This is a genomic window from Halosimplex yunnanense, from assembly GCF_054504345.1.
The window spans coordinates 131774-155884 of sequence record NZ_JBTJEL010000029.1; the positions used below are offsets into that span (position 1 = coordinate 131774).

Annotated in this window: 26 protein-coding genes; 12 read left to right on the forward strand and 14 right to left on the reverse strand. The window is 67.2% G+C overall.

What is annotated here, in order from left to right; all coding sequences use genetic code 11:
- Positions 1-48 precede the first annotated feature (48 nt).
- From AB2U09_RS04125 to AB2U09_RS04135, 3 genes are all read left to right on the forward strand, one after another.
- Positions 49-825, forward strand: a complete 777-nt coding sequence (locus tag AB2U09_RS04125; RefSeq protein ID WP_459191420.1) for an MBL fold metallo-hydrolase — start codon at positions 49-51, stop codon at positions 823-825.
- Positions 826-899: 74 nt separating this feature from the next.
- Entirely contained in the window at positions 900-4091 is a 3192-nt protein-coding gene (locus AB2U09_RS04130) for a PAS domain S-box protein (RefSeq protein ID WP_459191421.1), read from the forward strand.
- A gap of 77 nt (positions 4092-4168) precedes the next feature.
- On the forward strand, positions 4169-4603 hold the full coding sequence (locus tag AB2U09_RS04135) for a hypothetical protein (RefSeq protein WP_459191422.1): 435 nt from the start codon (positions 4169-4171) through the stop codon (positions 4601-4603).
- 30 nt (positions 4604-4633) lie between these two features.
- Here AB2U09_RS04135 and AB2U09_RS04140 read toward each other — a convergent pair whose 3' ends face one another.
- Positions 4634-5086, reverse strand: a complete 453-nt coding sequence (locus AB2U09_RS04140; RefSeq protein WP_459191423.1) for a pyridoxamine 5'-phosphate oxidase family protein — start codon at positions 5084-5086, stop codon at positions 4634-4636.
- Positions 5087-5265: 179 nt separating this feature from the next.
- Between AB2U09_RS04140 and AB2U09_RS04145 the strand changes: the two genes are divergently transcribed.
- A complete protein-coding gene (locus AB2U09_RS04145) occupies positions 5266-6834 on the forward strand; it encodes a hypothetical protein (RefSeq protein ID WP_459191424.1) in 1569 nt (522 codons plus the stop codon).
- A gap of 45 nt (positions 6835-6879) precedes the next feature.
- Here the strand turns inward: AB2U09_RS04145 and AB2U09_RS04150 are convergent, their stop codons facing one another.
- The 3 genes from AB2U09_RS04150 to AB2U09_RS04160 all read right to left on the reverse strand — a co-directional run bounded on the left by AB2U09_RS04150 (position 6880) and on the right by AB2U09_RS04160 (position 9567).
- The gene (locus AB2U09_RS04150) at positions 6880-8058 is read right to left on the reverse strand and encodes a sensor histidine kinase (RefSeq protein ID WP_459191425.1); all 1179 of its coding nucleotides are present in this window, start codon (positions 8056-8058) and stop codon (positions 6880-6882) included.
- Between the two features lie 144 nt (positions 8059-8202).
- A complete protein-coding gene (locus AB2U09_RS04155) occupies positions 8203-9303 on the reverse strand; it encodes an mRNA surveillance protein pelota (protein ID WP_459191426.1) in 1101 nt (366 codons plus the stop codon).
- A 54-nt stretch (positions 9304-9357) separates the two neighbouring features.
- Positions 9358-9567, reverse strand: coding sequence for a hypothetical protein (locus AB2U09_RS04160; RefSeq protein WP_459191427.1), 210 nt, complete (start codon positions 9565-9567; stop codon positions 9358-9360).
- Positions 9568-9690: 123 nt separating this feature from the next.
- On the opposite strand from AB2U09_RS04160, the gene folD reads away from it, so the two are divergent.
- Positions 9691-10581, forward strand: a complete 891-nt coding sequence (folD, locus tag AB2U09_RS04165; RefSeq protein WP_459191428.1) for a bifunctional methylenetetrahydrofolate dehydrogenase/methenyltetrahydrofolate cyclohydrolase FolD — start codon at positions 9691-9693, stop codon at positions 10579-10581.
- Between the two features lie 33 nt (positions 10582-10614).
- Here the strand turns inward: folD and AB2U09_RS04170 are convergent, their stop codons facing one another.
- Positions 10615-11334 carry a DUF7117 family protein gene (locus AB2U09_RS04170; RefSeq protein ID WP_459191429.1) on the reverse strand — a complete coding sequence of 240 codons (720 nt, stop codon included), beginning with the start codon at positions 11332-11334 and terminating at the stop codon, positions 10615-10617.
- A gap of 458 nt (positions 11335-11792) precedes the next feature.
- Positions 11793-12071 (reverse strand): amphi-Trp domain-containing protein, encoded by a 279-nt coding sequence (locus AB2U09_RS04175; protein ID WP_459191430.1) that lies wholly within the window; start codon positions 12069-12071, stop codon positions 11793-11795.
- Positions 12072-12329: 258 nt separating this feature from the next.
- On the opposite strand from AB2U09_RS04175, the gene AB2U09_RS04180 reads away from it, so the two are divergent.
- The gene (locus AB2U09_RS04180) at positions 12330-12605 is read left to right on the forward strand and encodes a PadR family transcriptional regulator (RefSeq protein WP_274323010.1); all 276 of its coding nucleotides are present in this window, start codon (positions 12330-12332) and stop codon (positions 12603-12605) included.
- A 59-nt stretch (positions 12606-12664) separates the two neighbouring features.
- On the opposite strand, the gene AB2U09_RS04185 is transcribed toward AB2U09_RS04180, so the two are convergent.
- Positions 12665-13978 (reverse strand): AI-2E family transporter, encoded by a 1314-nt coding sequence (locus AB2U09_RS04185; RefSeq protein ID WP_459191431.1) that lies wholly within the window; start codon positions 13976-13978, stop codon positions 12665-12667.
- Between the two features lie 121 nt (positions 13979-14099).
- On the opposite strand from AB2U09_RS04185, the gene AB2U09_RS04190 reads away from it, so the two are divergent.
- The 4 genes from AB2U09_RS04190 to AB2U09_RS04205 all read left to right on the forward strand — a co-directional run bounded on the left by AB2U09_RS04190 (position 14100) and on the right by AB2U09_RS04205 (position 18650).
- Entirely contained in the window at positions 14100-15377 is a 1278-nt protein-coding gene (locus AB2U09_RS04190) for an MgtC/SapB family protein (protein ID WP_459191432.1), read from the forward strand.
- Positions 15378-15451: 74 nt separating this feature from the next.
- A complete protein-coding gene (locus tag AB2U09_RS04195; RefSeq protein ID WP_459191433.1) occupies positions 15452-16789 on the forward strand; it encodes an aminotransferase class III-fold pyridoxal phosphate-dependent enzyme in 1338 nt (445 codons plus the stop codon).
- Positions 16790-16899: 110 nt separating this feature from the next.
- Positions 16900-17634: a ZIP family metal transporter gene (locus AB2U09_RS04200; protein ID WP_459191434.1), complete on the forward strand. Its 735-nt coding sequence runs from the start codon at positions 16900-16902 to the stop codon at positions 17632-17634.
- Between the two features lie 71 nt (positions 17635-17705).
- Positions 17706-18650, forward strand: a complete 945-nt coding sequence (locus tag AB2U09_RS04205) for a glycoside hydrolase family 43 protein (protein ID WP_459191435.1) — start codon at positions 17706-17708, stop codon at positions 18648-18650.
- Between the two features lie 30 nt (positions 18651-18680).
- Here the strand turns inward: AB2U09_RS04205 and AB2U09_RS04210 are convergent, their stop codons facing one another.
- The 3 genes from AB2U09_RS04210 to AB2U09_RS04220 all read right to left on the reverse strand — a co-directional run bounded on the left by AB2U09_RS04210 (position 18681) and on the right by AB2U09_RS04220 (position 20255).
- Positions 18681-19016, reverse strand: coding sequence for a ribbon-helix-helix protein (locus AB2U09_RS04210; RefSeq protein ID WP_459191436.1), 336 nt, complete (start codon positions 19014-19016; stop codon positions 18681-18683).
- A gap of 80 nt (positions 19017-19096) precedes the next feature.
- Complete coding sequence (locus AB2U09_RS04215) at positions 19097-19378, reverse strand: HalOD1 output domain-containing protein (RefSeq protein ID WP_459191437.1); 282 nt, start codon at positions 19376-19378, stop codon at positions 19097-19099.
- Between the two features lie 124 nt (positions 19379-19502).
- Positions 19503-20255 carry a sugar phosphate isomerase/epimerase family protein gene (locus AB2U09_RS04220; RefSeq protein WP_459191438.1) on the reverse strand — a complete coding sequence of 251 codons (753 nt, stop codon included), beginning with the start codon at positions 20253-20255 and terminating at the stop codon, positions 19503-19505.
- Between the two features lie 129 nt (positions 20256-20384).
- On the opposite strand from AB2U09_RS04220, the gene AB2U09_RS04225 reads away from it, so the two are divergent.
- Positions 20385-21389, forward strand: a complete 1005-nt coding sequence (locus AB2U09_RS04225) for an NAD-dependent epimerase/dehydratase family protein (RefSeq protein ID WP_459191439.1) — start codon at positions 20385-20387, stop codon at positions 21387-21389.
- Between the two features lie 97 nt (positions 21390-21486).
- Here the strand turns inward: AB2U09_RS04225 and AB2U09_RS04230 are convergent, their stop codons facing one another.
- From AB2U09_RS04230 to AB2U09_RS04240, 3 genes are all read right to left on the reverse strand, one after another.
- Positions 21487-21627 carry a hypothetical protein gene (locus AB2U09_RS04230; RefSeq protein ID WP_459191440.1) on the reverse strand — a complete coding sequence of 47 codons (141 nt, stop codon included), beginning with the start codon at positions 21625-21627 and terminating at the stop codon, positions 21487-21489.
- Positions 21628-21632: 5 nt separating this feature from the next.
- Positions 21633-21803: a DUF7837 family putative zinc-binding protein gene (locus AB2U09_RS04235; protein WP_459191441.1), complete on the reverse strand. Its 171-nt coding sequence runs from the start codon at positions 21801-21803 to the stop codon at positions 21633-21635.
- A 140-nt stretch (positions 21804-21943) separates the two neighbouring features.
- A complete protein-coding gene (locus tag AB2U09_RS04240) occupies positions 21944-22414 on the reverse strand; it encodes an FKBP-type peptidyl-prolyl cis-trans isomerase (protein ID WP_459191442.1) in 471 nt (156 codons plus the stop codon).
- A gap of 171 nt (positions 22415-22585) precedes the next feature.
- On the opposite strand from AB2U09_RS04240, the gene AB2U09_RS04245 reads away from it, so the two are divergent.
- Positions 22586-23920, forward strand: a complete 1335-nt coding sequence (locus AB2U09_RS04245) for a TIGR00341 family protein (protein ID WP_459191443.1) — start codon at positions 22586-22588, stop codon at positions 23918-23920.
- 6 nt (positions 23921-23926) lie between these two features.
- Here AB2U09_RS04245 and AB2U09_RS04250 read toward each other — a convergent pair whose 3' ends face one another.
- Complete coding sequence (locus AB2U09_RS04250; RefSeq protein ID WP_459191444.1) at positions 23927-24088, reverse strand: hypothetical protein; 162 nt, start codon at positions 24086-24088, stop codon at positions 23927-23929.
- Positions 24089-24111 lie beyond the last annotated feature (23 nt).

Below are 24111 nucleotides of genomic sequence, written 5' to 3' on the forward strand. Positions count from 1 at the left end.
GGAGTGACTGTCGAGAAAGCCTATTCCCCCGGCGGTCGAACGGCCGGTATGCGCGTCACGTTTCTCGGTACGGGGAGTGCGATGCCGACCGGCGAGCGGTTCCAGACCGGCCTCCTGATCGAGTCCGACGGCGGGACCCTGCTCGTCGACTGCGGCAGCGGCGTCCTGCACGGTCTCCAGCGCACCGCTGTCGGCTACGAGGGTATCGACGCGGTCCTGCTGACCCACCACCACCTCGACCACGTCTCGGACCTGCTACCCCTCCTGAAGGCGCGCTGGCTGGCGGGCGAGACGGAACTGACCGTCGCCGGCCCGGAGGGGACCGAGGAACTCGTCACGGACCTGCTGGAAGTCCACGACTACATGCAGGACCGCATGGATCTGCGCTTCCGGGAGGTCGAACCGGGCTCGTTCTCGCTCGCCGGGTTCGACGCCTCGGCGATGGAGGTCCGCCACTCGATGTACTGCCTCGCCTACCGGTTCGAACCCGAGTCGACGAACGATCCGACCGCTGGCGACGCGCCCGCGTTCGTCTTCAGCGGCGACACGGAGGCGTTCACAGACCTGATCGAGTTCGCGGACGGCGCGGCGGTGCTGGCCCACGACTGCTCGTTCCCCGACAGCGTCGACGTGGACAACCACCCGACGCCGAGCGAACTCGGACGGGTGCTCGCCGATGCGGATGCCGAGATCGGCCGCGTCTACCTGACCCACCTCTACCCGCACACGGACGGCGAACACGAGGGGATGCTGGAATCGATCGCCGACCGATACGACGGCGACGTGCGGTTCGCCTCGGACGGGCTCTCGCTGGACATCGAGTGAGCGGTCGTGTCAACGGGCCGGATATCGGCCTGAACGACCGCCAAGCGTATAGGGCTCAGACTTCTGCACGCCCTATGGGATCTTCAGGCTCGTCACCGGATATCGCCCCGGGGGACATCACCGACGTTTTCTCACGGCTGGACGAGCCGTCGACGCCGCTGACCGCCGCGGAGATCGCGACCGAACTCGGCTGCGAACCGGAGGCCACGCGTCGGCAGCTGGACGTACTCGTCGACAACGGGAGGCTCCACGTCAAACAGGTGAGCGGGTCCGAGCGGGTCTGGTGGCGGCCCGCCGACCGCGAACTATCTGACGGGGACGAACGGCCTGAGGCGGTGGAGTTCAGCGCGTTCGTGAGCGCGGTCAAGGACTACGCCATCTTCATGCTCGACCCCGACGGGACAGTCGCGAACTGGAACGACGGCGCCGAGCGCATCAAGGGATACCGGGAATCGGAGATCGTCGGCGAGCACTTCTCGACGTTCTACACCGAGTCCGACGTCGCCGACGACGTGCCCGCACAGAACCTCGAAGCCGCCAGGCGGAACGGTCGCGTCGAGGACGAGGGCTGGCGCGTCCGCGCGGACGGGACGCGGTTCTGGGCGAGCGTCGTGATAACCGCCGTCCGCGACGAGGACGGCGAGCTTCAGGGATTCACGAAAGTGACCCGCGACATGACCGAGCGCCGCGAGTACGAGCAGGAACTCCGGGAGAAACGCGACCTCGTCGAACGCGTCCTCGACACCGTCCCGGTCGGCATCGGCGTCCTCGACGGGAACGGGAAGTTCGTTCGCGCGAACCCGCAGATGCTCGAACAACACGGGCTCGACCCGTCCGACATGGACGAGTACGACCTCTACTCGCTGGACGTGTACGACTCGGACGGCGACCCGCTCACCAGCGACGAGTGGCCGCTGTCCCGAGTCCTCGAGACGGGCGAGCCGATCCACAGTTTCGAGTGCCAGATACAGCCCCCGGGCGAACCGCGACAGTGGTTCTCGATCAACGCGGCGCCGCTGGAACGGGGGCCGGACAACGAGCAGGTCGTCGTCGCCGTCGACGACATCACCGAGCGCAAGGAACGCGAGCGCCAGATCCGGCGAGAGCGCGACCAGACCGAACAGCTCCTCCGGACGGCGCCGATCGCCATCGCGGTACAGGACGCCGAGGGCGACACGGTGCTCGCCAACGAACGAGCCCAGAACGCGCTCGGGCTCTCCGAACAGGAGGGCAGCCGGGGAACCGGCGACGCAAGCGAGTGGACGGTCTACGACGCGAGCGGTGAGCCGCTCACCTCCGACGAGATGCCGGCGGCGCGCGTCCTCCGGAGTCGCGAACCGGTACTCGACGAGATGGTGAGTATCGACCCGCCCGACGGCGACCGGATGCAGTTCCGGATCAACGCGGCGCCGATCTTCGACGCCGACGGGGAGGTCGAGCGAGTCATCACTGCGGCGGAGGACGTCACGCGACTCAAAGAGCGCGAGCAGCAACTCGAACGCCGCAAGACGGAACTCGAAACGGAGCTGAGCGAGATCCTCGGCCGGATCTCCGACGCGTTCTTCGCGCTCGACGACGAGTGGCGGTTCACCCACCTCAACGACCGGGCTGCGGACATCATGGATCGGTCCCGGGAAGCCCTGATCGGGGAGGTCCTCTGGGACGCGTTCCCCGACTCGTCGGGCGTCTACCGCGAGCACTTCGAGCGGGCGATGGACACGCAGGAGCCGGTCACTTTCGAGGTGTACTTCGACGTCTCCGACTCGTGGCTGGAGTTCAACGTCTACCCCTCGGAGTCGGGGCTGTCGATCTACTTCCGGGACGTGACCGAGCGCATCGAGCGCGAGCAGGAACTGGCGAAATACGAGACGATCGTCGAGACCGTCGAAGACGGGATCTACGTGAAAGACGAGGAGGGGCAGTTCACGATGGTCAACGAGTCCTACGCGGAGCTGACCGGCTACGACGTGGAGGAACTCGTCGGCGCGAACGCGTCGCTCGTCGTCGACGAGGACACGATCCAGCAGGCGAAAGACCGCAAGCGCGCGATGAGCGACGACCCCGAGACGGACCCCGCGATGGAAGCGATGATCGAGCGGGCGGACGGGAGCAAGGTCCCGACTGAGGGGACGTTCGCGACCATCGAGACCGGCGACGGCGAGATCGAACAGGTCGGCGTGGTCCGGGACATCTCCGACCGGAAGGAGTACGAGCGGAAGATCGAGGAGAGCGAACGCCGCTACCGAACGCTCGCGGAGAACTTCCCGAACGGCATCGTCGCGCTGTTCGACGACGACCTCCGGTACGTCGCCGCCGGGGGCGAACTCGTCGGCGAACTCGAGATCGAGGGCGAGAACGCTATCGGCGAGACGGTCTACGACCGCTACCCCGCGGACCTCCTCGCCGAGATCGAACCGCACTTCGAGGCGGCGCTCGCCGGCGAGGCGAACTCCTTCGAGATCGAGTTCTACGGTCGGCACCTCCGGGCCCACACGCTCCCGATCGACCCGTCCGGCGACGACCGGAGAGGGATGCTCGTCGTGCAGGACATCACCGAGCGCAAGGAGTACCAGCGCAGACTCGAGGAGTCCAACGAGCGGCTCCAGCAGTTCGCCTACGCCGCTTCACACGACCTGCAGGAGCCGCTACGGATGGTCTCCAGCTACCTGCAGCTCGTGGAGGACCGGTACGCCGACGCCCTCGACGACGACGGCCGGGAGTTCATCGAGTACGCCGTCGACGGCGCCGAGCGGATGCGCGCGATGATCGAGGGGCTGCTCGAGTACTCCCGCGTCGAGACGCAGGGGGACCCGTTCGAGCCGGTCGCCCTCGACGACGTGCTGGCCGACGTGCGCGCGGACCTGCAGGTGCGGATCGAGGAGACCGACGCCGACATCGACGCCGAGCCGCTGCCCGAGGTCGAGGGCGACGCCGGCCAGCTCCGGCAGGTGTTCCAGAACCTGCTGGACAACGCCATCGAGTACAGCGGCGACGAACCGCCGGATATCGCCATCGGGGCCGAACGGGAGGGCGACGAGTGGGTGATCTCGGTCAGCGACGAGGGTATCGGCATCGACCCCGACGACTCCGATCGAGTCTTCGAGGTGTTCCAGCGGCTCCACAGCCGCGAGGACCACGCCGGGACGGGCATCGGGCTCGCGCTCTGTCGCCGTATCGTCGACCGACACGGCGGGGAGATCTGGGTCGACTCCGACATCGGCGCGGGCGCGACCTTCCGGTTCACGCTCCCCGTCGCCAGCGAGTAGCGAGCTGGCGGACGGCGCGTGCGCGGAGGCCTCCCCTACCCGATCACTTACCCGTGGCGGCCGCGATACGTAGATAGATGCCGACGACAGCGTTCGGGGCGTCCCAGTCCGAAGGAGATGACCCGTCGGGCGTCCACTGCGACGCGTGCCGCTCGGTGCTCCGCTCCGAGAGCGACCGCTCCGCGTCGTTCCTGCTCGTCGACGAACTCGCGATCCCGGTCCTCGGCTGCGAGGAACACCTCCGGCAGTTCGCCGCGGTCTGTGACCTCTCGACCGATGATTCGGCGGACCTGCTCGAACACTACCCGGCGGGCGGGATCCGCTGTCCCGGCTGCCGGAACGCCCGCCACGATCCGTCTCACCCCGTGATCGCCGTGCAGGACGGGGCGGTCGTCGTGGTCGCCTGTCCGGACCACGAGGTCGCCATCGTCGACCGGTTCCGCACGGGACTGCAAACCCGGGAGCAACTGAACGCGAGTCTCGGCACGACGACGACCCGAACGCCGCGGTAACGCCGAGGCGACGCTCGATTCTGATTTTCGTCAGTCCTCGCGGGGTTGCATCCGGTCGGAGAAGTCCCACGTGTAGGCCCGTTCGATGTCGATCCCGATACGCACCTCGTCGCGCTCGGGAGAGAGCAGCGACGCCGCCAGCCCGGAATCGCGGTCGCCGAGGTAGCGGTCGACGAGCGAGCGCAGCACCTCCTTGCCCTCGTCGGGCGCGACCGACGCGGATCCGGCGCCGCGAACGCCGCGGTAGGGCGGCCGATTCGTCGATATCTCGAAGGCGACCACCGGGTCTTCCCGGAGGTAGCGGACGACCTTCGCCTTCGCGCCGGTGGCACACTCCAGGCGACCGTCACGGTAGCGATACCACAGCGAGAGCATCCAGAGCCCGCCCTCGGGCGTGTGCATGGCGAGCCTGACCGGGATGGCCTGTTCGTCGAGGAACTGTTCGGCCCGCTCGCGGGTCCAGTCGCCGGTGACGGTATCCATGAGCGTCTCGTCTGTCGGTCCGGCCGCCAGCGAGATAAAGCTCTGCTCCGGTCGAGAGCACCGAACCCAGAGAGGTCGCCGACTCGCTGGTCGTAGTGGCCCCTTTCTCGGCAACAGCCCCCAACTACGTACTGCATATTCTGGGCATAACGAAGGTGTCCCGCAGGTATCGTGCGTGTATGCCGAACGAAGACACCGATACCGGGGTGGACAGGCGGGGAGTGCTGAAGATGATCGGCGGAGCGACAGCCGGGCTCGGCCTGCTGTCGGGTCGGGTGAGCGCACACTCGTTCACCTTCGACGAGTGCGAGACGGTCTGCACCGACACGGACGGCAACTTCGCGGTCGTCGAAGTCGGAACCGACATCGAGGGCCGAGAGCTGTCGCCCGCCCCCGAGCGCGAGACGCCGTGGGACCACGACAACACGTTCTGTTACACTGCGGCGGACGACGAGACGGTCGTCGGCTTCATCGAGGAGGACGTCTACCGGGGGGACGAGCGGGCAGACGACGGCTGTACGCTCCACGTGAACCCGAACGACTGCGCCTCCGTCGGGGTCGGCGAGTTACTGGGCCGGATCGACCGCGACACCATCGGCGTGTGCGACGGCGAACTGTACCCGCCCTGTGACCCGATGCTCCCCGAGGCCGACTGGGTCGAATTCGGTGAGACGTTCGACACCGACTGGGACGAGATCGCCGAGTCGGTGGTCCAGACCGCGGACGGCGGGTTCGCCCTCGCCGGGCGGCGGCGAACGGCCGATCAGAGTTCGAACGGTGCCCTCCTCGTGACGGACGGCGACGGCGACGAGCAGTTCAGACGGACGTACGGCGGCGACGAACTCGATTCGTTTTACGACGTCGTCCAGACGAGCGACGGGGGGTTCGCGATGGCGGGACTCACCCGATCGTTCGGAGCGGACGGGTACGACGGTTGGCTCGTGAAGACCGACGCCGAGGGCAACGAGGAATTCAACCGGACGTACGGTGGCGATCAGGACGACCGAGCGTTCGCCGTCGTCCAGACGGCTGACGGAGGATTCGTGCTGGGTGGCGACTCGGAGCCGACCGACGACCGGATAAACCACTTCTGGCTCGTGAAGACCGACGAGGAGGGCAACGAGCAGTTCAGCCGGACGTACGGCGACAAGCGGGGCGGTACGATGCGGGCGATGGTGCAGACGCGCGACGGCGGGTTCGCGCTGACCGGGACGACCGTTCTGGAGGACACATTCGAGAACGCCATCTTGCTCCTCAAAACCGACGAAGCGGGCAACGAGGAGTTCAGGACGGTCCTCGACAGCGAGGAGGCTACCTCGGCGAACTCGCTGGTGCAGACGGACGACGGCGGGTTCGCCCTCGCCGGCTCCGGGGTGACCGACGAGAAGGCGGGTGAGTTCTGGCTCGTGAAGACCGACGAGTCCGGCGACACGGAGTTCGTACGGAACTATGGTGGCGACGAGTTGGACCTGGCGGACGGGATCGTCAATATCACCGACGGCGGGTTCGCGCTGGCGGGACTCACCCAGTCGTTCGGGGCCGAGGGGACCGATATGTACCTCGTCACGACCGACGAGAACGGCGAGAAGACGTCCGATCGGACGTACGGAACTTGCGGCGAGGACCGGGCGAGAGACCTCGTCCTCGCGGACGACGGGAGCTACGTCCTCGCCGGTGAAGTGGCCGGCTCGGAGCGCGTGCGGCCCACCGAGATGGCGCTCGTGAAGACGGTCCCCGATCTCGAGTGAGCGAGCACGCCGGAGGCGGGACCACGCAAGTGACCGTCCGACGGCTCACGCCCGTTCGAGCGTGACCTGGAACTCCGCGCCGCCGGCATTGCTCTCGCCGACGGCGACGCTTCCGCCGTAGGACTCCGTCAGGGCGCGGACGAACCCGAGGCCGAACCCGGTTCCTCCGCTGTCGGCCCCCTTGACGCCCATCTCGAAGATGTCGTCGCGGATGGCCGACGGGATGCCGTCGCCGTCGTCGGCCAGCCCGACGGTGACGGTATCGGAGGTCGACTCCGCCAGGTACACCCGGACGGTCACGTCGCCGTCGGTGTGGACGGCGGCGTTCGAGAGGACGTTGCCGAACACCGAATCGAGCAGGTCGCCGGCGTAGACGCGGTAGTCGAATTCCCCGGGGTCGAACGCGACGGACAGGGACTCGTGCTGGTCGGCTCGGTCGGCGACCGTCCGTTCGAGGATGGGTCGGAGGTCCCGAGTTTCCGGCTCGCGCTGGGCTTCGAGCGTCGAGACGAGTTCGCCCACCCGCTCGACGAGGTCGACGGAGTTCCCGGCGGCACGCTCGATCTTCGCGGCGTACTCGGCGGTCTGGTCGTCCTCGACGCTGTCTGCGACCACGTCGGCGTAGCCGGCGATGATCTGCAGGTCGTTGCCGATGTCGTGGCGCAACAGTCGGTCGTACAGCTCGATCATCTCCTTTCGCGACTCCAGATCGCGGCGCGCCCGTTCGAGGCGCTCGCGCGACCGGATGTTGCTGATGGCCGTCGCGGCGTGGGTCGCGAGGATCTCCATCGGCCGGACGAACCCCTCGTCGAATCCCTCCGCGGTCGGCGACCGGACGACGATCACGCAGATCGTCTCGTCGACGATGCCCTGCGGGACCGCCAGTGCCGCGCCGGAGTCTCCCTCGGACCCGATCCCGGCTTCGTCCCCGGTCACGACGACGGTTTCGCCCGTCTCGTAGGCTCGAGTGGCAACCTCTCCGGGCGTCGCGCCGGCGGACAGTTCCGGGTTCGTGCTTCCGGCGACTCTGAGCGTGCGGTCCGCATCGGCGTCGCCACCGCGGACTTCGACCACGGTCACGTCCGCCAGTTCGAACAGGATGGTGACCGCCTCCAGCGTCAGCGAGACCACCTCGTCGACGGTTTCGCACTGGTTCAGCGCCTGCCCGTACTTGTTGAGGTCGGCCACCTGCCGCGCGACGTCCCCTCGGTGTTCGGATGCCATGGTCTTCGAACGATCCGTTGGCGTCGGTTTCGACACCGGACTGAAAGCCGTTTCGGCGATGGTATCAACAGTGAGACTCGCCGCCGCTCGGACCGCGACGAGCGACCGAGCGGGCAGGCAGAGGGCGCGGGGACAGGGCAGCGCTCAGTCGATGCGATAGCGCAGCAGCGCGGCGATCCCGCCGAGGTTCCGGAGCTGCTGGCCGGGGTCGAACTCGCCGGAGAAGACGGTCACCTCGCCGCCCTTCTGCTCGGTCGTCTCGATGATGTCGTCGACGTCGATCTCCCACTCGCCCTCGTCGCCGCGCTCTTCGCGAAGCCGCTCGTCGAGGACCAGCAGCGTCTCGATGGCGCCGAACTCGGCCGCTTCGGCGACCTGGTCGGGGCCGTAGGCGACTTCCGATCCCTTGGCGATACGCTCGGTGAGTTCGTCGACGAGGTCGGCTTCGGCTGAGATGCGCGTCTGGGTCTGGACGTCGTCGACGGCGCCGCGCTTGAGCACCTCGTGGACGCCGCGGTCGCCGACGCCCGCGGTGTCGACGGTCGTGATCAACTCCGCCATCTCGGGGTCCGTCTCCTCGATGTAGTTCAGCGCCTGCCGCTTGGTGAACCCCGGACCGGCGAGGATGATCGCGTCGACGTCCATCCGGGCGAGCACCTCGTGCAGTTCCGCGTAGAGGTCCTCCCGGGAGCTTCCGCCGCCGCTCGACCCCATCGACCCGGTCAGCGTGGACTGCTCTTTCCCGCTGGACCCCGTGAGGCTCGCGCGCTCCTCGGTCCCGTACTGGGCGACGGTGTGGACGTAGGCCTGTCCCTCCTCGACCGTCGCGATGGCGACGTCGGGATTCTCGGCGGCCTCGACGGACTCTTCGAGGCGCTCCTCCTGGTCGGCCTTCCAGATCTTCTCGACCTCGATCTCCTCGAAGGGCTCGACGTTGATCGTGTGGTGGAAGTCCAGCTGGTCCTCGCGTGAGCAGTCGACGATGGGGCCGCCGACCCGGAGTCGGTTGGCGAACTTCGCGAACTCGACGTCGTCGACCTCCAGTTCGACCCACATGTGCTCGCGCTCGCCGCCGGTGTCGCGCATATCGTCGTCGTTGCGCTGGATCCGCCGCGTCGTGTCGCCGGCCACCAGGTCCCCCGGCTCGACGATGTAGGTGAGATGCCACAGATCGTCCAGACTCTCGGGGACGAGCGTCACGCGCTCGCGCCCTTCGGTCGTGTGGTGGCGATCGTTGATCTGCATACCCTGATCTCTTCGTCCGGCGGCAAGTGTGCTGTTATTCCGCCCGACCGCCGACTACGCCGACCGGCTGTCGATGTGGTGGACCGCGTCGGGCGAGAGCATGCGCCCCGTCGGCAGTTCGACCCAGCCGTTCGCGAGGACGCGGAGCGCGCCCTCGTGCAGGACCGTCTCCTGGTCCATGTCCGCGTACGCGATCGCGTCCTCGTACTCCCGCACGGAGTTCTCGACGGCGCTGCCCCAGATCGGCTCGTCCGAAACGACCATGCTGTCGCTTCCGGTGCGAAGGTCAAAACGGTACGCTGCGGCGGGACTGACTGTGTCGACTGTGTCGACTGTCGCGTCCCTGTTTCCGGGACCTTCATACCGCCGCCACTCCCCACTCCGAGTATGACCGAGATCATCGACGGCAACGCGGTCGCCGAGGACGTCCGGGACGAAGTCAACGAGGCGGTGAACGACCTCGCCGACGAGGGCGTCACGCCGACGCTCGCGACGGTGCTGATGAGCGACGACCCCGCCAGCGAGACGTACGTCTCGATGAAGCAGAGCGACTGCGAGGAGGTCGGCATCGACACCGTCGACGTCGAACTCGACTCCGACGCGCCCGCCGAGGAGCTGTACGACACCATCGACGAGTTGAACGCCGACGAAGACGTCAACGGCATCCTCGTCCAGATGCCTGTCCCGGACCACGTCGACGATCGGCGGGTCCTCCGGAGCATCGACCCCGAGAAGGACGTCGACGGTCTCCACCCGGAGAACATCGGCCGCCTCGTCGCCGGCGACGCGCGCTACAAGCCCTGTACGCCCCACGGCATCCAGCGTCTGCTGGCCGCCGCGGACGTCGAGACCGAGGGTAAAGACGCCGTCGTCGTCGGCCGCTCGCGGCTGGTCGGCAAGCCGATGGCGAACCTCTTCATCCAGTACGGCGACGGCGGCAACGCGACCACGACGGTGTGTCACTCCCGGACGCAGAATCTGGCCGAGAAGACCCGAAACGCGGATATCCTCGTCGCCGCCGCGGGCGTGCCGGAGATGATCGACGGGTCGATGGTCGGCGAGGGCGCTGTCGTCATCGACGTCGGCATCAACCAGGTGGACGCGGACAACGAGAAGGGCTACGAGCTGGTCGGCGACGTGGAGTTCGAGAGCGCGAAGGAGCAGGCCGCGGCGATCACGCCCGTCCCCGGCGGTGTCGGCCCGATGACCCGCGCGATGTTGCTGTACAACACCGTCAACGCGGCCGCCCTGCAGTCGGGCGTCGAGAGCACGCTATAGAACGGAACAGCCGAACCGGACCGCGGACGTTTTTCAGAGGTCGATCTCGAACTCCTCGAGCCGCCGCTGGGCCTCGGCGAGGGCGGTCTCGTCGTCGTCGATGAGGGCGCGACCGATAGACCGAGCGACGTATACGAGCTGGCCGGCGGTCCGCGGCGACACGTCGCCGTCGAGCGCTTCGACGCGCTTCTGCTGGTCGCGCAGCGTCGTCAACAGCGAGCGGACCGTCTCGTCGGGATGGTCGTCGAGGTACCGTCGCACGTCCGAGCGATAGGCGTCGACAGCGCGGGCGTAGGCGAGCCCGCGGACCGCCCGCAGCGAGCCCGGGACCTCGTCGGCGGCCGGCCGCTCGCCGCGGTCGGCGCCCCGGAGCAGTTCGAGGAAGTAGTACTCCTCGTCGTCGTCGACGCGCATCGCGCGGGCGACGTCCTCAGCGGCGAACCGGAGTTCGGCCGCCGCGAGGTACGTGTCGTCCAGCGGCTGTAACTCGCCGCCGCTGACGAACCCGCGCTTGCGGACGTACTCCCGGCAGGTCTCGGCGGTGGCCTCGGCCACGTCCGCCAGCGACTCGTCGTCCACGAGGTTCCGGATCGCCGTCAACTCCAGCGCGGCCGGGCTGGCCGTGTGTTCCGTCGGGTCGTCGAGGCCGACGCTGCGCATGCTCCCGCAGTCCGGACAGACGACGCTCCCCGTCTCGTAGTACGACCAGCGGGTCCCGCAGGACTGACACTCGCGCTCGCCGCGGATCTTCATACGTCACGGTACCACCGCAGCGCCTAAAATCCGTCCGGTCGCCGACCAGTAGCCGTGGAACCCGTCGCCCGCCCGGCCCGCACTCGGCAACGGATCGACAGGTGGCGATGGCGTCCGGTGCCGGTACCTTTATGTAATTGCCGGACGGAACATCAGGTGACGCTTCGCTTGGAGGGCCGAAGCGTCAGCGGGGACCAATTCAGGGCGGCAAGCGTTCGCGTGGGCTTTTCACCCACGCGTTCGCTTTCCATTCCTTTCGTAGATCACGACCGAATAGCAACGCGTCCGTCGCCCCGTGATTTCACCGAAGTAACGCGACGTTACCGCCGTTCTCACGGTCAGCCCACGCGAGAATACCGAACGAATGGACGCTCCCGAACGAATGGTCGTTCGTTCACGGCCGAGAACGATTCTGAGTTTGTCTAACCCAAACTCCGGGCAGCCGCCGATCCGAGCGACTACGAGATCGACAGTGAATCGCCGCCTTCAGTCGCGTCCTCGTTCCATTCGAGTTCGAGCTCGAACCCGAGTTCACCGGGGCCGTCGGCCGGCCCCTCGCGTTCGACCTTGACCTCGAACTCGACGTCGTTCGGGACCTCGAGCGTGACGGAGTCCGCTCCCGCCTCGAAGGTGACCGTCTCGCCGGCGTCCAACCGGTCGGCGACGGTCCTGAGATACGAAGCGACGTCAGTGCGTGTCAGGTTGCGCTCGTCCGCGAAGATGACTTCTTCGGGCATAGGGGAGCTACGCGCGCCACTGGCATAAACGGCTGGTGCGGTCCGCAACGGAATCGGCCGCCCGAAACCAGGCGGTGAAACGTCTCGGAGACGATACCTGATACCGAGCGAATACGAGCGCTACCGCGTTATCATCAGCCGATTTAACTGTGTGATACGGATTAACAGCGGACTAATCCGGACGCTCGGGGATTTACCCGGATCATCAGTCGACATATTTATCAATATCAGACAGTAACGTTCATACGGACATTACCGATGTACGACTTGACAGGATTCCAGCGAGACCTGCTGTACGTCATCGCTGGGAAGGAGGAGCCACACGGCCTCGCGATCAAAGAGGAACTCGAGGAGTACTACGAGAAGGAGATCCACCACGGCCGCCTCTATCCGAATCTAGACACGCTCGTCGACAAGGGACTCGTCGAGAAGGGGCAGCGCGACCGGCGTACCAACTTCTACAGTCTGACGCGCCGCGGTCGCCGCGAGATCGAAGCCCGCCGCGACTGGGAAGAGCAGTACGTCGACCTGTAGGTCACGGATCGCGGTCCGCTCTCGTTTTCCGCCGCCACCCGTTCGATAGCGAACGTTCCTCAGTCAGGCCCCGAGTCGCCCGAGAATCTCTCGTCACCCGGGTCGGCCGCGGCATCATCGGACTCGCCGCTACCGGTCCCCGGCTCGGTCCCCGTCGGGTCACTTTCCGGGTCGCTGCCCGCCGTTGCGTCCCGATCTCCGGGCACAGCGGCGTCGGCGTCAGTTCCGTCGGAGGCCTCGCTCTGCCCGTCGAGTGCGTCGGGCAGTTCGTCGACGGGGCGGTCGGCAGTTGGCTCCGGATCGTCCGGTTGTCCCTCCCGTTGCCCGAGCAGTTCCGGCACGACGATCTTGCCGAAGTGCGTGACGAAGACGAGGATCATCGGGCCGAGGAACAGCCCGTACCAGCCGAACAGCAGTGAGCCGAGGATGTACGCGAACATGACGCTGCCCGTGTGGAGCGTCCCGCCAGTGACGTACGGGCGGACGAGCAAGTCCGGGATGGCGTCGACGACGACGAACGAGACGGCGGCGAAGGCGACGACGAAGCCCCAGCCGGTCCCCTCGGAGAACGCCGTGACCCCGAGGTAGGCGGTCATCGGCACGTAGACGAGCTTCATCCCGACGACCGGGATGAGGCTCGCGATGCCCGTCAGCAGGCCGACCAGCGCGGCGTAGGGGATGGCGACCTCCGGCGGCGCGAAGATATTCAGGATGCTGTACGTTATCGCGCCGACGGTGGCCGTGACGATGGCGTTGAGGATGTTCCCGGCGAAGATGAGTTCGAGGCTGTCGTCGACCTCGCGGGCGAACTCCTCGAAGACCGACGGACCGTTGCCGTCGAAGCTCTCCACCCAGTCGGCGAGTCGATGGTCGTCGCGCAGCAGGTAGAAAGCGACCGCGAACATGATGAACAGGTGGAGCAGGCCGGTTGCGAGGAGGCCGAGGTAGCTGGTCCCGCGGCTCAGCGTCGTCCGGACCAGATCCATCCCGCCGGCGCTCTCGAAGACCCCTCGCGGGTTCTCGACGGCTTCGGTCACGTTGAGATAGGGACCGGCGATCTCGATGTATCGGTCGAGGTCCGTAGTGCCGGCGAACTCCTGGAGTTCCTGCGCGCCGATGGCCGTCGCGTAGAGCAAGAGGAGGACGGCCGGGAGCGCGAGCGCAACCAGCGCGAGCGCCGCCGAGACGGACCGCTGGCCGACGCGGTCGCGGATGTGCCCGTTGACGCGGCGCGTCGAGTAGTAGATGAACAGGGCGAACACGAACGTGCCCACGAACGAGTAGAGGATCCAGAGCAGCGTCACACCGAGGACGACGCCGAGGGCGACCCAGCCGATCCGTCCCCAGTTCGGATTGAACTCGAACTCGACCATCGTCCGCGCTATCACCCCGGTGACACATAAATGCCGGCAGGGGCGTCGAACCGTGGACTGAGCGTCAGTAGCGTCGGGTAACAGCCCCGTATTTATTACGGGCAATCGTCTACGTGCGGGAGTGCACGAAGTCGCGCAGCTCGGGTCGATCCCGCTGGATACCGAGGTGCTCCAGATCACGCTCGCGGGCGTGCTGGGGCTGTTCCTCGGACTGGAGCGGGAGTGGTCACATAAGTCGGCCGGCGTCCGGACGTTCTCGCTGATCAGCATCCTCGGGGCGGCGTTCACCGTGCTGGGGTCGGTCCCGCTGGTCGTCCTGGGCGGGACCCTGGTCATCGTCCAGGGCGCGCTGCTGGCGGTCAGAGGCCTGCTGGCCGACGAGGAGGACGACGAGGGCCTGTCGCTGACGACCTCGATGTCGATGCTCGTGGCCTACGGCGTCGGGACGCTCGTCGCCTCCGGGTTCACCCTGGAAGCGGTGACGGTCACCGTCTTCTCGGCGCTGTTGCTCGTGCTCAAGCGCGAGCTCCACACCTTCGCCTGGGGGATGTCGCGGACCGAGCTCCGCTCGGCGGCCGAGTTCGCCATCCTGGCGTTCGTCATCTACCCGCTGTTGCCCGCGGGGGCCTACGAGGTTGGGTCCGGCAACCTCGTCGTGGAGGTCGAACCGCGGGTCATCTGGCTGATGGTCGTCACCGTCGCCGGCATCGGCATCGTGAACTACGCCATCGTCCAGACCTACGGCAGCCGCGGCATCGCAGTCACGGGCTTTTTCGGCGGGCTGGCCTCCTCGACGGCCGTCGTGGGCGCGATGCTCGACCACGTCGAGCAGCGACCCGCGGTCAGCTCATACGCCGTCGCGGCCATCCTGCTCGCCGACGCCGCGATGGCCGCCCGCAACCTCACCATCGCGATCCTGTTCACCTTCGAGACCGACCTGCTCGTCGGCGCCGTGGTCCCGCTCGGCGCGGTCATCCTCGGCAGTATCGCCATCGCTGCGGTCACCGCCGACTGGTCGGAAAACCTCGAGATGGACATGGAGAGTCCCTTCTCGCTGCGGAACGTCCTCGGGTTCGGCGGCCTGTTCCTCGTCGTCGTCGTCGCCGGCGGGCTCGCCGCGGCGAAGTTCGGTCGCCTCGGGTTCTACGTCACCGCGGCGCTCACCGGGCTGGTCTCCAGCGCCGGTGCGACCACCTCGGCGGTGATCCTCTACCGCGGCGGCGGGCTCTCCGCGGAGGCGGCCGTCTTCGCCATCCTGCTCGCGACGGCGTCGAGCATCGTCGTCAAGGCCGGCCTCACCTTCGCCGCATCCAACCGCGAATTCGCGATCAAGACGGCGACGACGAGTACCGTGTTGCTGATCGCCGCCGGTGTGGTCACCGCCATCGCCGTGCTGTAGCCCGATCCTGATCGCCCTGTGGCCCCCCGACAGCGGACAGATCACTTAACTGGCGACTCTCCTTCGCTATCGACATGAACAGGGACACGGCGGAACCCGACGTGTCGTCGCTCCCCGGGGAGCGAGCCCAGGAGTGGGTCGAGTACCACCACGAATCGGCGGCGCCGAGCACCTACGTCTACGACTTCGTCTGGGACTACACCGAACCCGCGGAGGGGCCGTTCTGCACCGACGTCGACGGCAACGTCCTCATGGACTTCACCAGCCACGTCGCCGCCTCGCCGCTGGGGTACAACAACCCCAAACTGATGGAGCGGATGGAGGGCTTCGACCTGGTCGATCCGCTGAAGATCGCCGGCCAGGACTTCTACGTCGGCAGCGGCGACCTGGGCGACCATCCCTTCCCGGCGCCGGCCGACCTGATGGACCGGCTGACCGACCGGAGCGACCAGTACGGGATGGACACGGTCTTCCTCTCGAACAGCGGCGCCGAGGCCGTCGAGAACGCCATCAAGATAAGCTACGACCACACCGGCGGCGACTACGGGATCACCTTCCAGGGGGCCTTCCACGGGCGGACCCTCGGCGCGCTCTCGCTCAACCGCTCGAAGTCCGTCTACCGGCGGGAGTTCCCCGAGATCCCGAAGGTCCACGACGTACCGTTCTGCGACGACCGCTCCTGCGGTCCCGACTCCTGCTCCTGCGGTTTCTTCACCGGTGAGACCTCCCAGCTCCGGAAGCTCGTCCATCCCGAGCGCGGCGCCGTCCACCCCGACGACGTGGCGTACCTGATCCTCGAACCGATCCAGGGCGAGGGCGGCTACCGGTTCCCCAGCGACGCCTTCGCCGAGGAGATCGCCGACGTCTGCGACGAACACAACCTGACGCTCGTCGTCGACGAGATCCAGTCGGGCGTCGGTCGGACCGGCGAGTTCTGGGCGTCGGACCACTACCCGTTCGAACCGGACGTCATCGCGAGCGCGAAAGGGCTGCGCGTCGGCGCGACCATCTCCCGCGAGGAGGTGTTTCCCGAGCGCAAGAGCCGCCTCTCCTCGACGTGGGGCGGCGGCGACATCCTCGCCGCACTGCAGGGCGCGCTCACCATCGACGTGATCGACGACTACGACCTCATGGACAACGCCGTCGTCCGCGGCCGGCAGTTCAAGGAGGCGATGCGCGACGCCGACCTCGACCCGGTCGTCGACGTGCGCGGCAAGGGCCTCATGCTCGCCGTCGAGTTCGACACCAAGGAGCGCCGCGACGCGGTCCAGACCGCCGCCATGCAGCGCGGGCTCCTGACGCTCGGCTGCGGTCACGAGGTGCTCCGGATCCTCCCGCCGATGGACGTGACTGAACGGGAGATCGACCTCGGCGTCGATCTCTTGACCGCGGCGATCGAAGACGTCGCCTGACGGGTAAGGCGCAGTTTTACCGCCGGTAACCGCCGAATAGATATCCCCCGAGGCGCCGACGTTCGTCCGTGCTATCGGCCGTTTCGTGGTCGCCTCAGGTCTCGGCTCTCGTGATCGGTCGAGCGACAGCGCTCCAGTCGGGATCGAGCGGGATCCTCGCGAATCCCTGGTTCTACGCCGCCTTCTCGGCGCTGTCGTTGATCGTCGGGTCGGCAGTAGGGATCTGGTACGAGCCCGACCGCGAGTGGCAGGCCGCGCTGCTCGCGGTCGGCGGCGGGTCGCTCGTCGTCTCGCTAGCCTTCGAGCTGTTCGAGCCGTCCTTCGAGAACATCGGCAGATATCCCGCCTCGGGTTACTTCCTCGGGGGGATCCTCGTCTTCGGGACGCTGGACGTCGCCATCGACCGCTGGGCCGACGACGAGACACAGGAGAACGGCGCGGGCCTCTGGGCGAGCGTGACCACGGACGGCATCCCGGAAAACGCGGCGATGGGTTCGCTCCTCACCGGAGGCGCCCACGGCGCGCTCGCCCTCCTGTTCGGGCTGGCCGTCACGAACGGCTCGCAGTCGATGATGTCGGGCACCAACATGTCCGAGAACTACGGCGACTGGAAGGTGATGGCGGGGTGGGCGGTCACCGCCGTCGTCGTCAGCGGATCCGTGATCGCCGGCTACCGCTTTCTCCCGCCGCTCCCGGACTACTGGATCGCCACGGTCCGCTCGTTCGCCGCCGGCGCCATCCTCGCGAGCCTCGCTGGCGAGATATACCCCGACGCCTACGAGTACGCCGGCCCGTACATCACGCTCGCGACCGCGGTCGGATTCCTCGGCACGTTCCTGCTCTGAGAGGCGGACCGGTGCTGGCTCCGGGCACAGGAACAGTAACGGCTACGGTCCCACCTCACAACTGTCGGCCCATGGACGCGTACTTGTTCGTGCACTTCAGGGAGAAGCGGACGCCGGACGGCGAACAGGTGTATTTCGGCATCAGTCAGGACGGTTTCCACTGGGAGCCAGTGAACGGGGGCGACCCCGTCCTCTGGAGTTACAAAGGCGACAAGGGGGTTCGCGACTGCACGATCACCCGAACGACGGACGGGCGGTTCGTGATCATGGGGACGGACCTCAGCCTCGCCTACGGGATGCCCAACCAGTACGTCGGATCGTGGGAGGAGATCACCCGCAACGGCAGCGACTCGCTGGTACTCTGGGAGTCCGAGGATCTGGTCGAGTGGTCCGACCAGCGGATGGTCGAACTCGGCGACGGGCAGTTTGGCTGCCTCTGGGCGCCGGACATCGTCTACGACCGCGAGAACGAGGACTACGTCGTCCACTGGTCCTCGTCTCACGAGCGCAACGACTACGCCGACATGGGCATCTACTATTCGCGGACCGAGTCGTTCGAGACGTTCTCCGAGCCGGAACTGCTCTACCGGAAATCCGACAGCACCGTCATCGACTCCGCCATCTACGAGGAAGACGGGTCGTACTACTGCTTCCTCAAGAGCGACGAGAACCCGGAGGGGATCATCCTCGTCGAGAGCGACGACCCGACCGGCCCCTACTCGCGGGTCGAAGTGTTCGATCGAACGATGGAGGGGCTGGAGGGCGCGCGGTACGAGGCGCCGACGGCCTTCCAGACCGACGACGGGCGCTGGTGTCTGTTCCTCGATTACTTCGGCGGCAGCCCGGAGACACAGGGCTACGTCCCGTTCGTCGCCGACTCGCTGGAGGCGGAGTTCATCCGCGCCGACGAGGAGTTCGAGTTCCCGTACGGCTTCAAACACGGCACGATCCTCCCGATCACGTCCGAGGAGTACGAGCGCCTGCGGGACTACGAGAAGGACCCGTCGGAGCGGTAAGCCGCACTTGCTGCGCGTTCTCCACCCGAGTTAGAACTGGTACCGGCGGTCGTCGGGGTCGCCCGTCCCCGTCTGGGGCAGGTCCGCACCGCCGGTCATCTCCTCGAAGGTCATGCCCGAGAGGTACTCGTCGTAGGTGACGTCGTACTCGCTGCGGAGGTGGAAGTCGAGGTTGCCGGTCTCGACGGCGGTCTGGAAGAGCATGTGGACGCCGCGGCGGACGAGTTCGTCGGGGTCGTCGGTGTCGAAGGCGGCCAGCAGCATGGCGAGTTCGTTGCGCGTCTCGCGGTCGGTGTCGACCGACAACTGCTCGTCGAGGTCGCTGTACTCGGACTGGACGGTCTCTTGCAGGTCGTCGAGGCTCATGGGTCGGAGTGGGGCGGACGCTCGCAAACACCTTACGCTCCGAGCGCGCCGGACGGCGACGACGCGGCGGTCGCCGCCGATCAGGGGTAGACTTCGACGGAGTCGGGCGTCAGGACGAACGTGCGATCCCAGATTTTGGAGACGAAGACGAAATCGTTCGGGCCCTCCTGCGAGCGGTGGTGGGAGACGAGCGCGTCGAGCGCGTCGGCGTCGATCTGGTCGTGAAGTCGCGGGCTAGGGTGGTCGAGGTCGACGTGGGCGCGTTCGGCCGCGCGGAGGATCGCGTCGGTCGCCGTCTCGTCGGATCCGATCGCGGCACGGGCAACCGGGAGGTCGTCGGGGATCTGCTCGGTCGCAGGCATGGCTCGCCGTGCGGAAGCGACCACCGTAAACGGCCGTCGCCGTCAACCCGATTTTGGCCCCATTTTGGCCGGATCAAAACGTCGAGGGCGGCGGGAACGAAAAGTGAGGCGGTTCGAGCGGCAGTTAGTCCTTCAGCGCGGCTCGAACGGCGGCGACCGCTTCGCGGAGTGCGTCAGGCGCGCGCTCCTGCGGGAGTTCGTACTCGATGACGAGCGGCGCGTCGAGGTCGGCGTGGTCGTCGAGGAGGTCGACGAACGAGTCGACGTCGAGGCGGCCGGTGCCGGGGACGTCTTCGATCTCCGCCTCGGAGGTGTCCTTGAGGTGGCAGCTGTTGATCCGGTCGCCAAGGTCCCGGACCACGTCCTCGGGGACCACGTCCTCGACGAGGAAGTGGCCGGTGTCGACGCACAGGCCCAACCGGTCGTGGTCGTATCGCTCCAGTACCCCACGGGCGTCGTCGATGGTCGAGAAGACCCGCGAGAGGTCGTCGTGGTGGACCGACGAGTAGTTGTGGATGCCCACGTCGAGGTCGAACGCCTCGGCGAGGTCGAGCAGTTCCTCGGTGACGGCGTCCGCGGCCGGCGGATAGTTGACGGTGACGTAGCCAGCGCCGAGGCGGTCGGCGAACTCGAAGTGCTCGCGCGCCTCGCCAGGCGCTTCGAGGTCGACGACGCCGTACCCGCAGACGGAGACGTCGGCGGCGTCGATGGCGTCCAGCCCCGCGGCGAGCGTGGGTTCGTCGAGATCCGGCGAGAGGTGGTGGCCCCAGAGTTCGAGGTGCTCGACCGGCGCGTCGTCGAGTTCCTCCAGCAGTTCGGTGAGCGAGAAGTCCCTGAAGACGACGCTCTGGACGCCGATATCGTAGTTCCGAGACATGGAGGCCCTGTATCGTGACGGGTGCAAAAGCGTTTGGTCGGCGAAACTGCACGAGCGAGCCGCGGGCAACCTCCCGGTGCGGACTTCCGCGGGCCGACCTTTTATCCGGGTTCTGGCCGTCGTTCGCCCATGAACGTCCTCATCATCGGCGGCACGGGGCTGATCAGCACCGGCATCGCCAGACAGGCGGTCGACGCCGGCCACGAGGTGATCGCGTTCCACCGCGGCGAGACGGACGCGGACCTGCCCGACGCCGTCGAACACGTCCACGGCGACCGCGACGACGACGAGCGACTCGCCGCGGTGGCCGAGGAGGTGGACCCCGAGGTCGTGATCGACATGGTCTGTTTCTCGCCGGAACAGGCCGAGAGCGCGGTCGAGGCGTTCGCCGGCGTCGAACAGTTCATCTTCTGCTCGACGGTCGACGTCTACCACCGGCCGCTGGACCGCAACCCCGCGACCGAGGACGCCGCCCGCGAACCGCCCGTCAGTGACTACGGCGCCGCGAAAGCCGAGTGCGAGGACGTCTTCACGGACGCTCACGGCGACGCGTTCCATACCACCGTGATCCGGCCGTGGAGCACCTACGGCGAAGGCGGCCCCGTCATCCACACGATGGGCTGGGGAACCTACTACCTAGACCGGGTTCGGAAGGGCAAGCCCGTCATCGTCCACGGCGACGGCGCGACGCTGTGGGGGCCCTGCCACCGCGACGACGTGGCCGGCGCGTTCGTCGGCGCCATCGGGACGGAGACCGCCTACGGCGAGGCCTACCACGTCACCAGCGAGGAGGTCATCTCGTGGAACCAGTACCACGACTACGTCGCCGACGCGATGGACGCGCCCGAACCCGAACTCGTCTCCATCCCGACGGATCAGCTGGTCGAGGCGGTTCCCGGCCGCACGGACCCACTGCTCGACCACTTCCAGTACTCGACGGTGTTCGACAATAGCAAGGCGAAACGGGACCTGGGCTTCGAGTACACCGTCTCCTTCCGCGAGGGCGTCGAGCGGACCATCGACGACCTCGAACGCCGGGGCGCCATCGACGACTGGGACAGCGAGAACGACGACGAGATAATCGACGCATGGCGGGACTCGACGGCGTCGTTCGTCGAGGCATTTCAGGAGTAAGACCAGCCAGGGGCGACGGGCGTCCAGGAGGACAGCCGGGAGCGACGAGCGGCCCACGGGGCGGCCGGGAACGACGAGCAGGGCTATCGCGGCGCAGTCAGTCGATCCTGTACTCGGCGAACTCCTCGCAGTCACAGGCGGAGCAGACGGAGGTATCGGGATCGACCGTCGTCCCGCAGCGGCGACACTCGACGACGACCGTGTCGCGGTCGGCAACGAGCGAGGTGAGCAGTCCCACGCTGATCACTCCGGATGTACCGGATCCCCGCAGGCGGGGCACTCGGCGAAGAGTCTGGGCCAGTTGCCGCGCGACTCGTACCGGATGAGCAGGTTCGCCGCGGGGATCATCTCCTCGCAGTTCGGGCACTGCCCGAGCGGCTGATCCCGCGCCTGCCAGTCGTCGATCCCGGACATACTCCCTGATAGTACACCTAGCCTCGTTGTTATGTCCTCTATAACGCGAGTAAGAGCGGATTTTATGCCCTCTCTACGGGGCTGCCGGTCGACCGATATGCGCCGCTCGGCGGGTAAATGAACAGAGGGTCGACGCGGCGTTACTCGACGGAGACGACTTCGACTTCGAACGTCAGCGTCTCGCCGGCGAGTTCGTGGTTGAAGTCGACGGTGACCGTCTCGTCGCCGGCGTCGGTGATCCGACCCGGCAGGCCCTCTTCGGTCTGAAGTTCCATCCCTTCCACGGGCTCGCGGCCGCCGAGCATCTCCGTGAGTTCCTCGGTGTCGTACTCGACGACGCGGTCGCCGGTGCGCTCGCCGTACGCCTGCTCGGGCTCGATAGTCACGGTGTCCTCGTCGCCGGTCTCCATGCCGACGAGGGCGTCTTCGAGGCCCTCGATGATGCGGCCCTGGCCGATCTCGACGGTCAGGGGCTGGTACGCGCGGTCTCCCTGCTCGTCGGCGAGTCCTTCCTCGGTCGCGACCGATTCGAGCGACGTGTCGAAGACCTCGCCGTCGTCAAGCCGTCCTGTGTACTCGATGGTAACGGTGTCGCCGGTGGAAACAGCCATACTGCCCGATACGGTGGCCGACGGATAAGCGTACGGTCTCGCGAAGACGGATACGCCCGGATACGTCCCAGAGCGGCGACCACGAACCGGCCGGCGACGCGACCACGGAGCACGCAGTCCCCCGCGATTGCCGGGTCTGGGCTTTTCAGGCCGCCGATCCTAACGGGGGCCATGCGGTTGCTCCAGCTCTCGGTGCCCCGCGAGCAACGCGAGGCGGTCGTCGGGGTCCTCGACGGGTACGGGCTTACGTATACCATCGGAGAGGGCGACGGTGCGAAGTCCGGCCACGACCTGATATCGTTCGTGACGCCCGCGGACGCGGTCGAGCACGTCCTCGACGACCTGAAAGCCGAGGGGTACGACAAGAGCACCTACACCGTCTCGGTCGCGACGCAGTTCGCCGATCTGGAGAACATCGACAACGTGCAGGACCAGTGGGCGAAGACGCCGAACAAGATCTCGCCGGCCACGCTCCGCTCGAAGGCCAAGGACATGCGGCTCAACACGCGGTCGTACCTCTGGATGATGGTCCTGAGCGCGGTCGTCGCCGTCTCGGGCGTGCTCACGGGGTCGCCGGCGGTCGTCGTCGGCTCGATGATCATCGCGCCGATCGTCAGTCCGATGCTGACAGCCAGCGTCGGCGCCGTCCGCGACGACCGCGAGATGCTGATCGACAGCATTCACCAGCAGCTCTATGGCCTGGGCATGGCCGTGGTCGCGGCCACCGTCTTCAGCCTTTTAGTGAAGCAGTTCTTCGCCGTCCCGACCACCCTGGACATCACGTCGATGCAGCTGGTGGCCGGTCGGCTCGCGCCGAGCATTCTCTCGACGATCATCGGGCTCGCTGCCGGCGCCGCGGGCGCCTACGGCCTCGCGACGAAGGGGTCGGTGTCGATCGTCGGCGTCATGATCGCCGCCGCGCTGATCCCCGTCGCCGCGGTCAGCGGCATCGGCGTGGCCTGGACCCAGTACATCGTGGCGCTCGGGGCGCTCGTGCTGCTCGTGCTCACGATGATCGCGGTCAACGTCGGCGGCTACCTGATGCTGCGCTATCTCGGGTACCGACCGGACGACGTCGACGAGGGGCTGTTCGAGCGTCCCAGCGGCAGACAGGCGGTGATCGTCGCCGGGACGGCCCTGCTCGTAGTCGGCATCGTCGTCGCGGTCGGCTTCGGGTCCTATCGCCACGCCTCGTTCGAGCAGACGGTCAACGACGCCACCACGGACGTGTTGCAACAGTCAGAATACGACAGGCTGGGGATCACGCAGGTCTCGACGGAGTACACGTCGGTCGGCCCGTTCGGCGACCCCTCGACGGTGACGATCGCCCTGAGCCGGACCGACAACGAGTCGTACCCGGATCTCCCGACCGTCCTCGATCGGTCGATAACCGAGCGGACCGGCGAGAACGTCACCGTCCGGGTGCGGTACATCGACTTCGACACGTCCGACCGGCTCGACCGGGCGAATCAGACGGGCGGCGCTGCGGTGGCTCCCGTCGGATAGCCCCGGTCACTCCTCGTCGTCCGCGTCGTCCTCGTCGTCTTCCATTCGCTCCGTCTGCTCGACGGCGTCGATGTCGCCCTCGCCCCCGCCGTACTGATTGGAGTCCTCGTTCGCTTCCTCGTCCACCGATTCGTTCTCGCGCTCCTCGTCGGTTTCGTCGTCTGCCATACGGCGGCTTCGAGCCTCGAGCG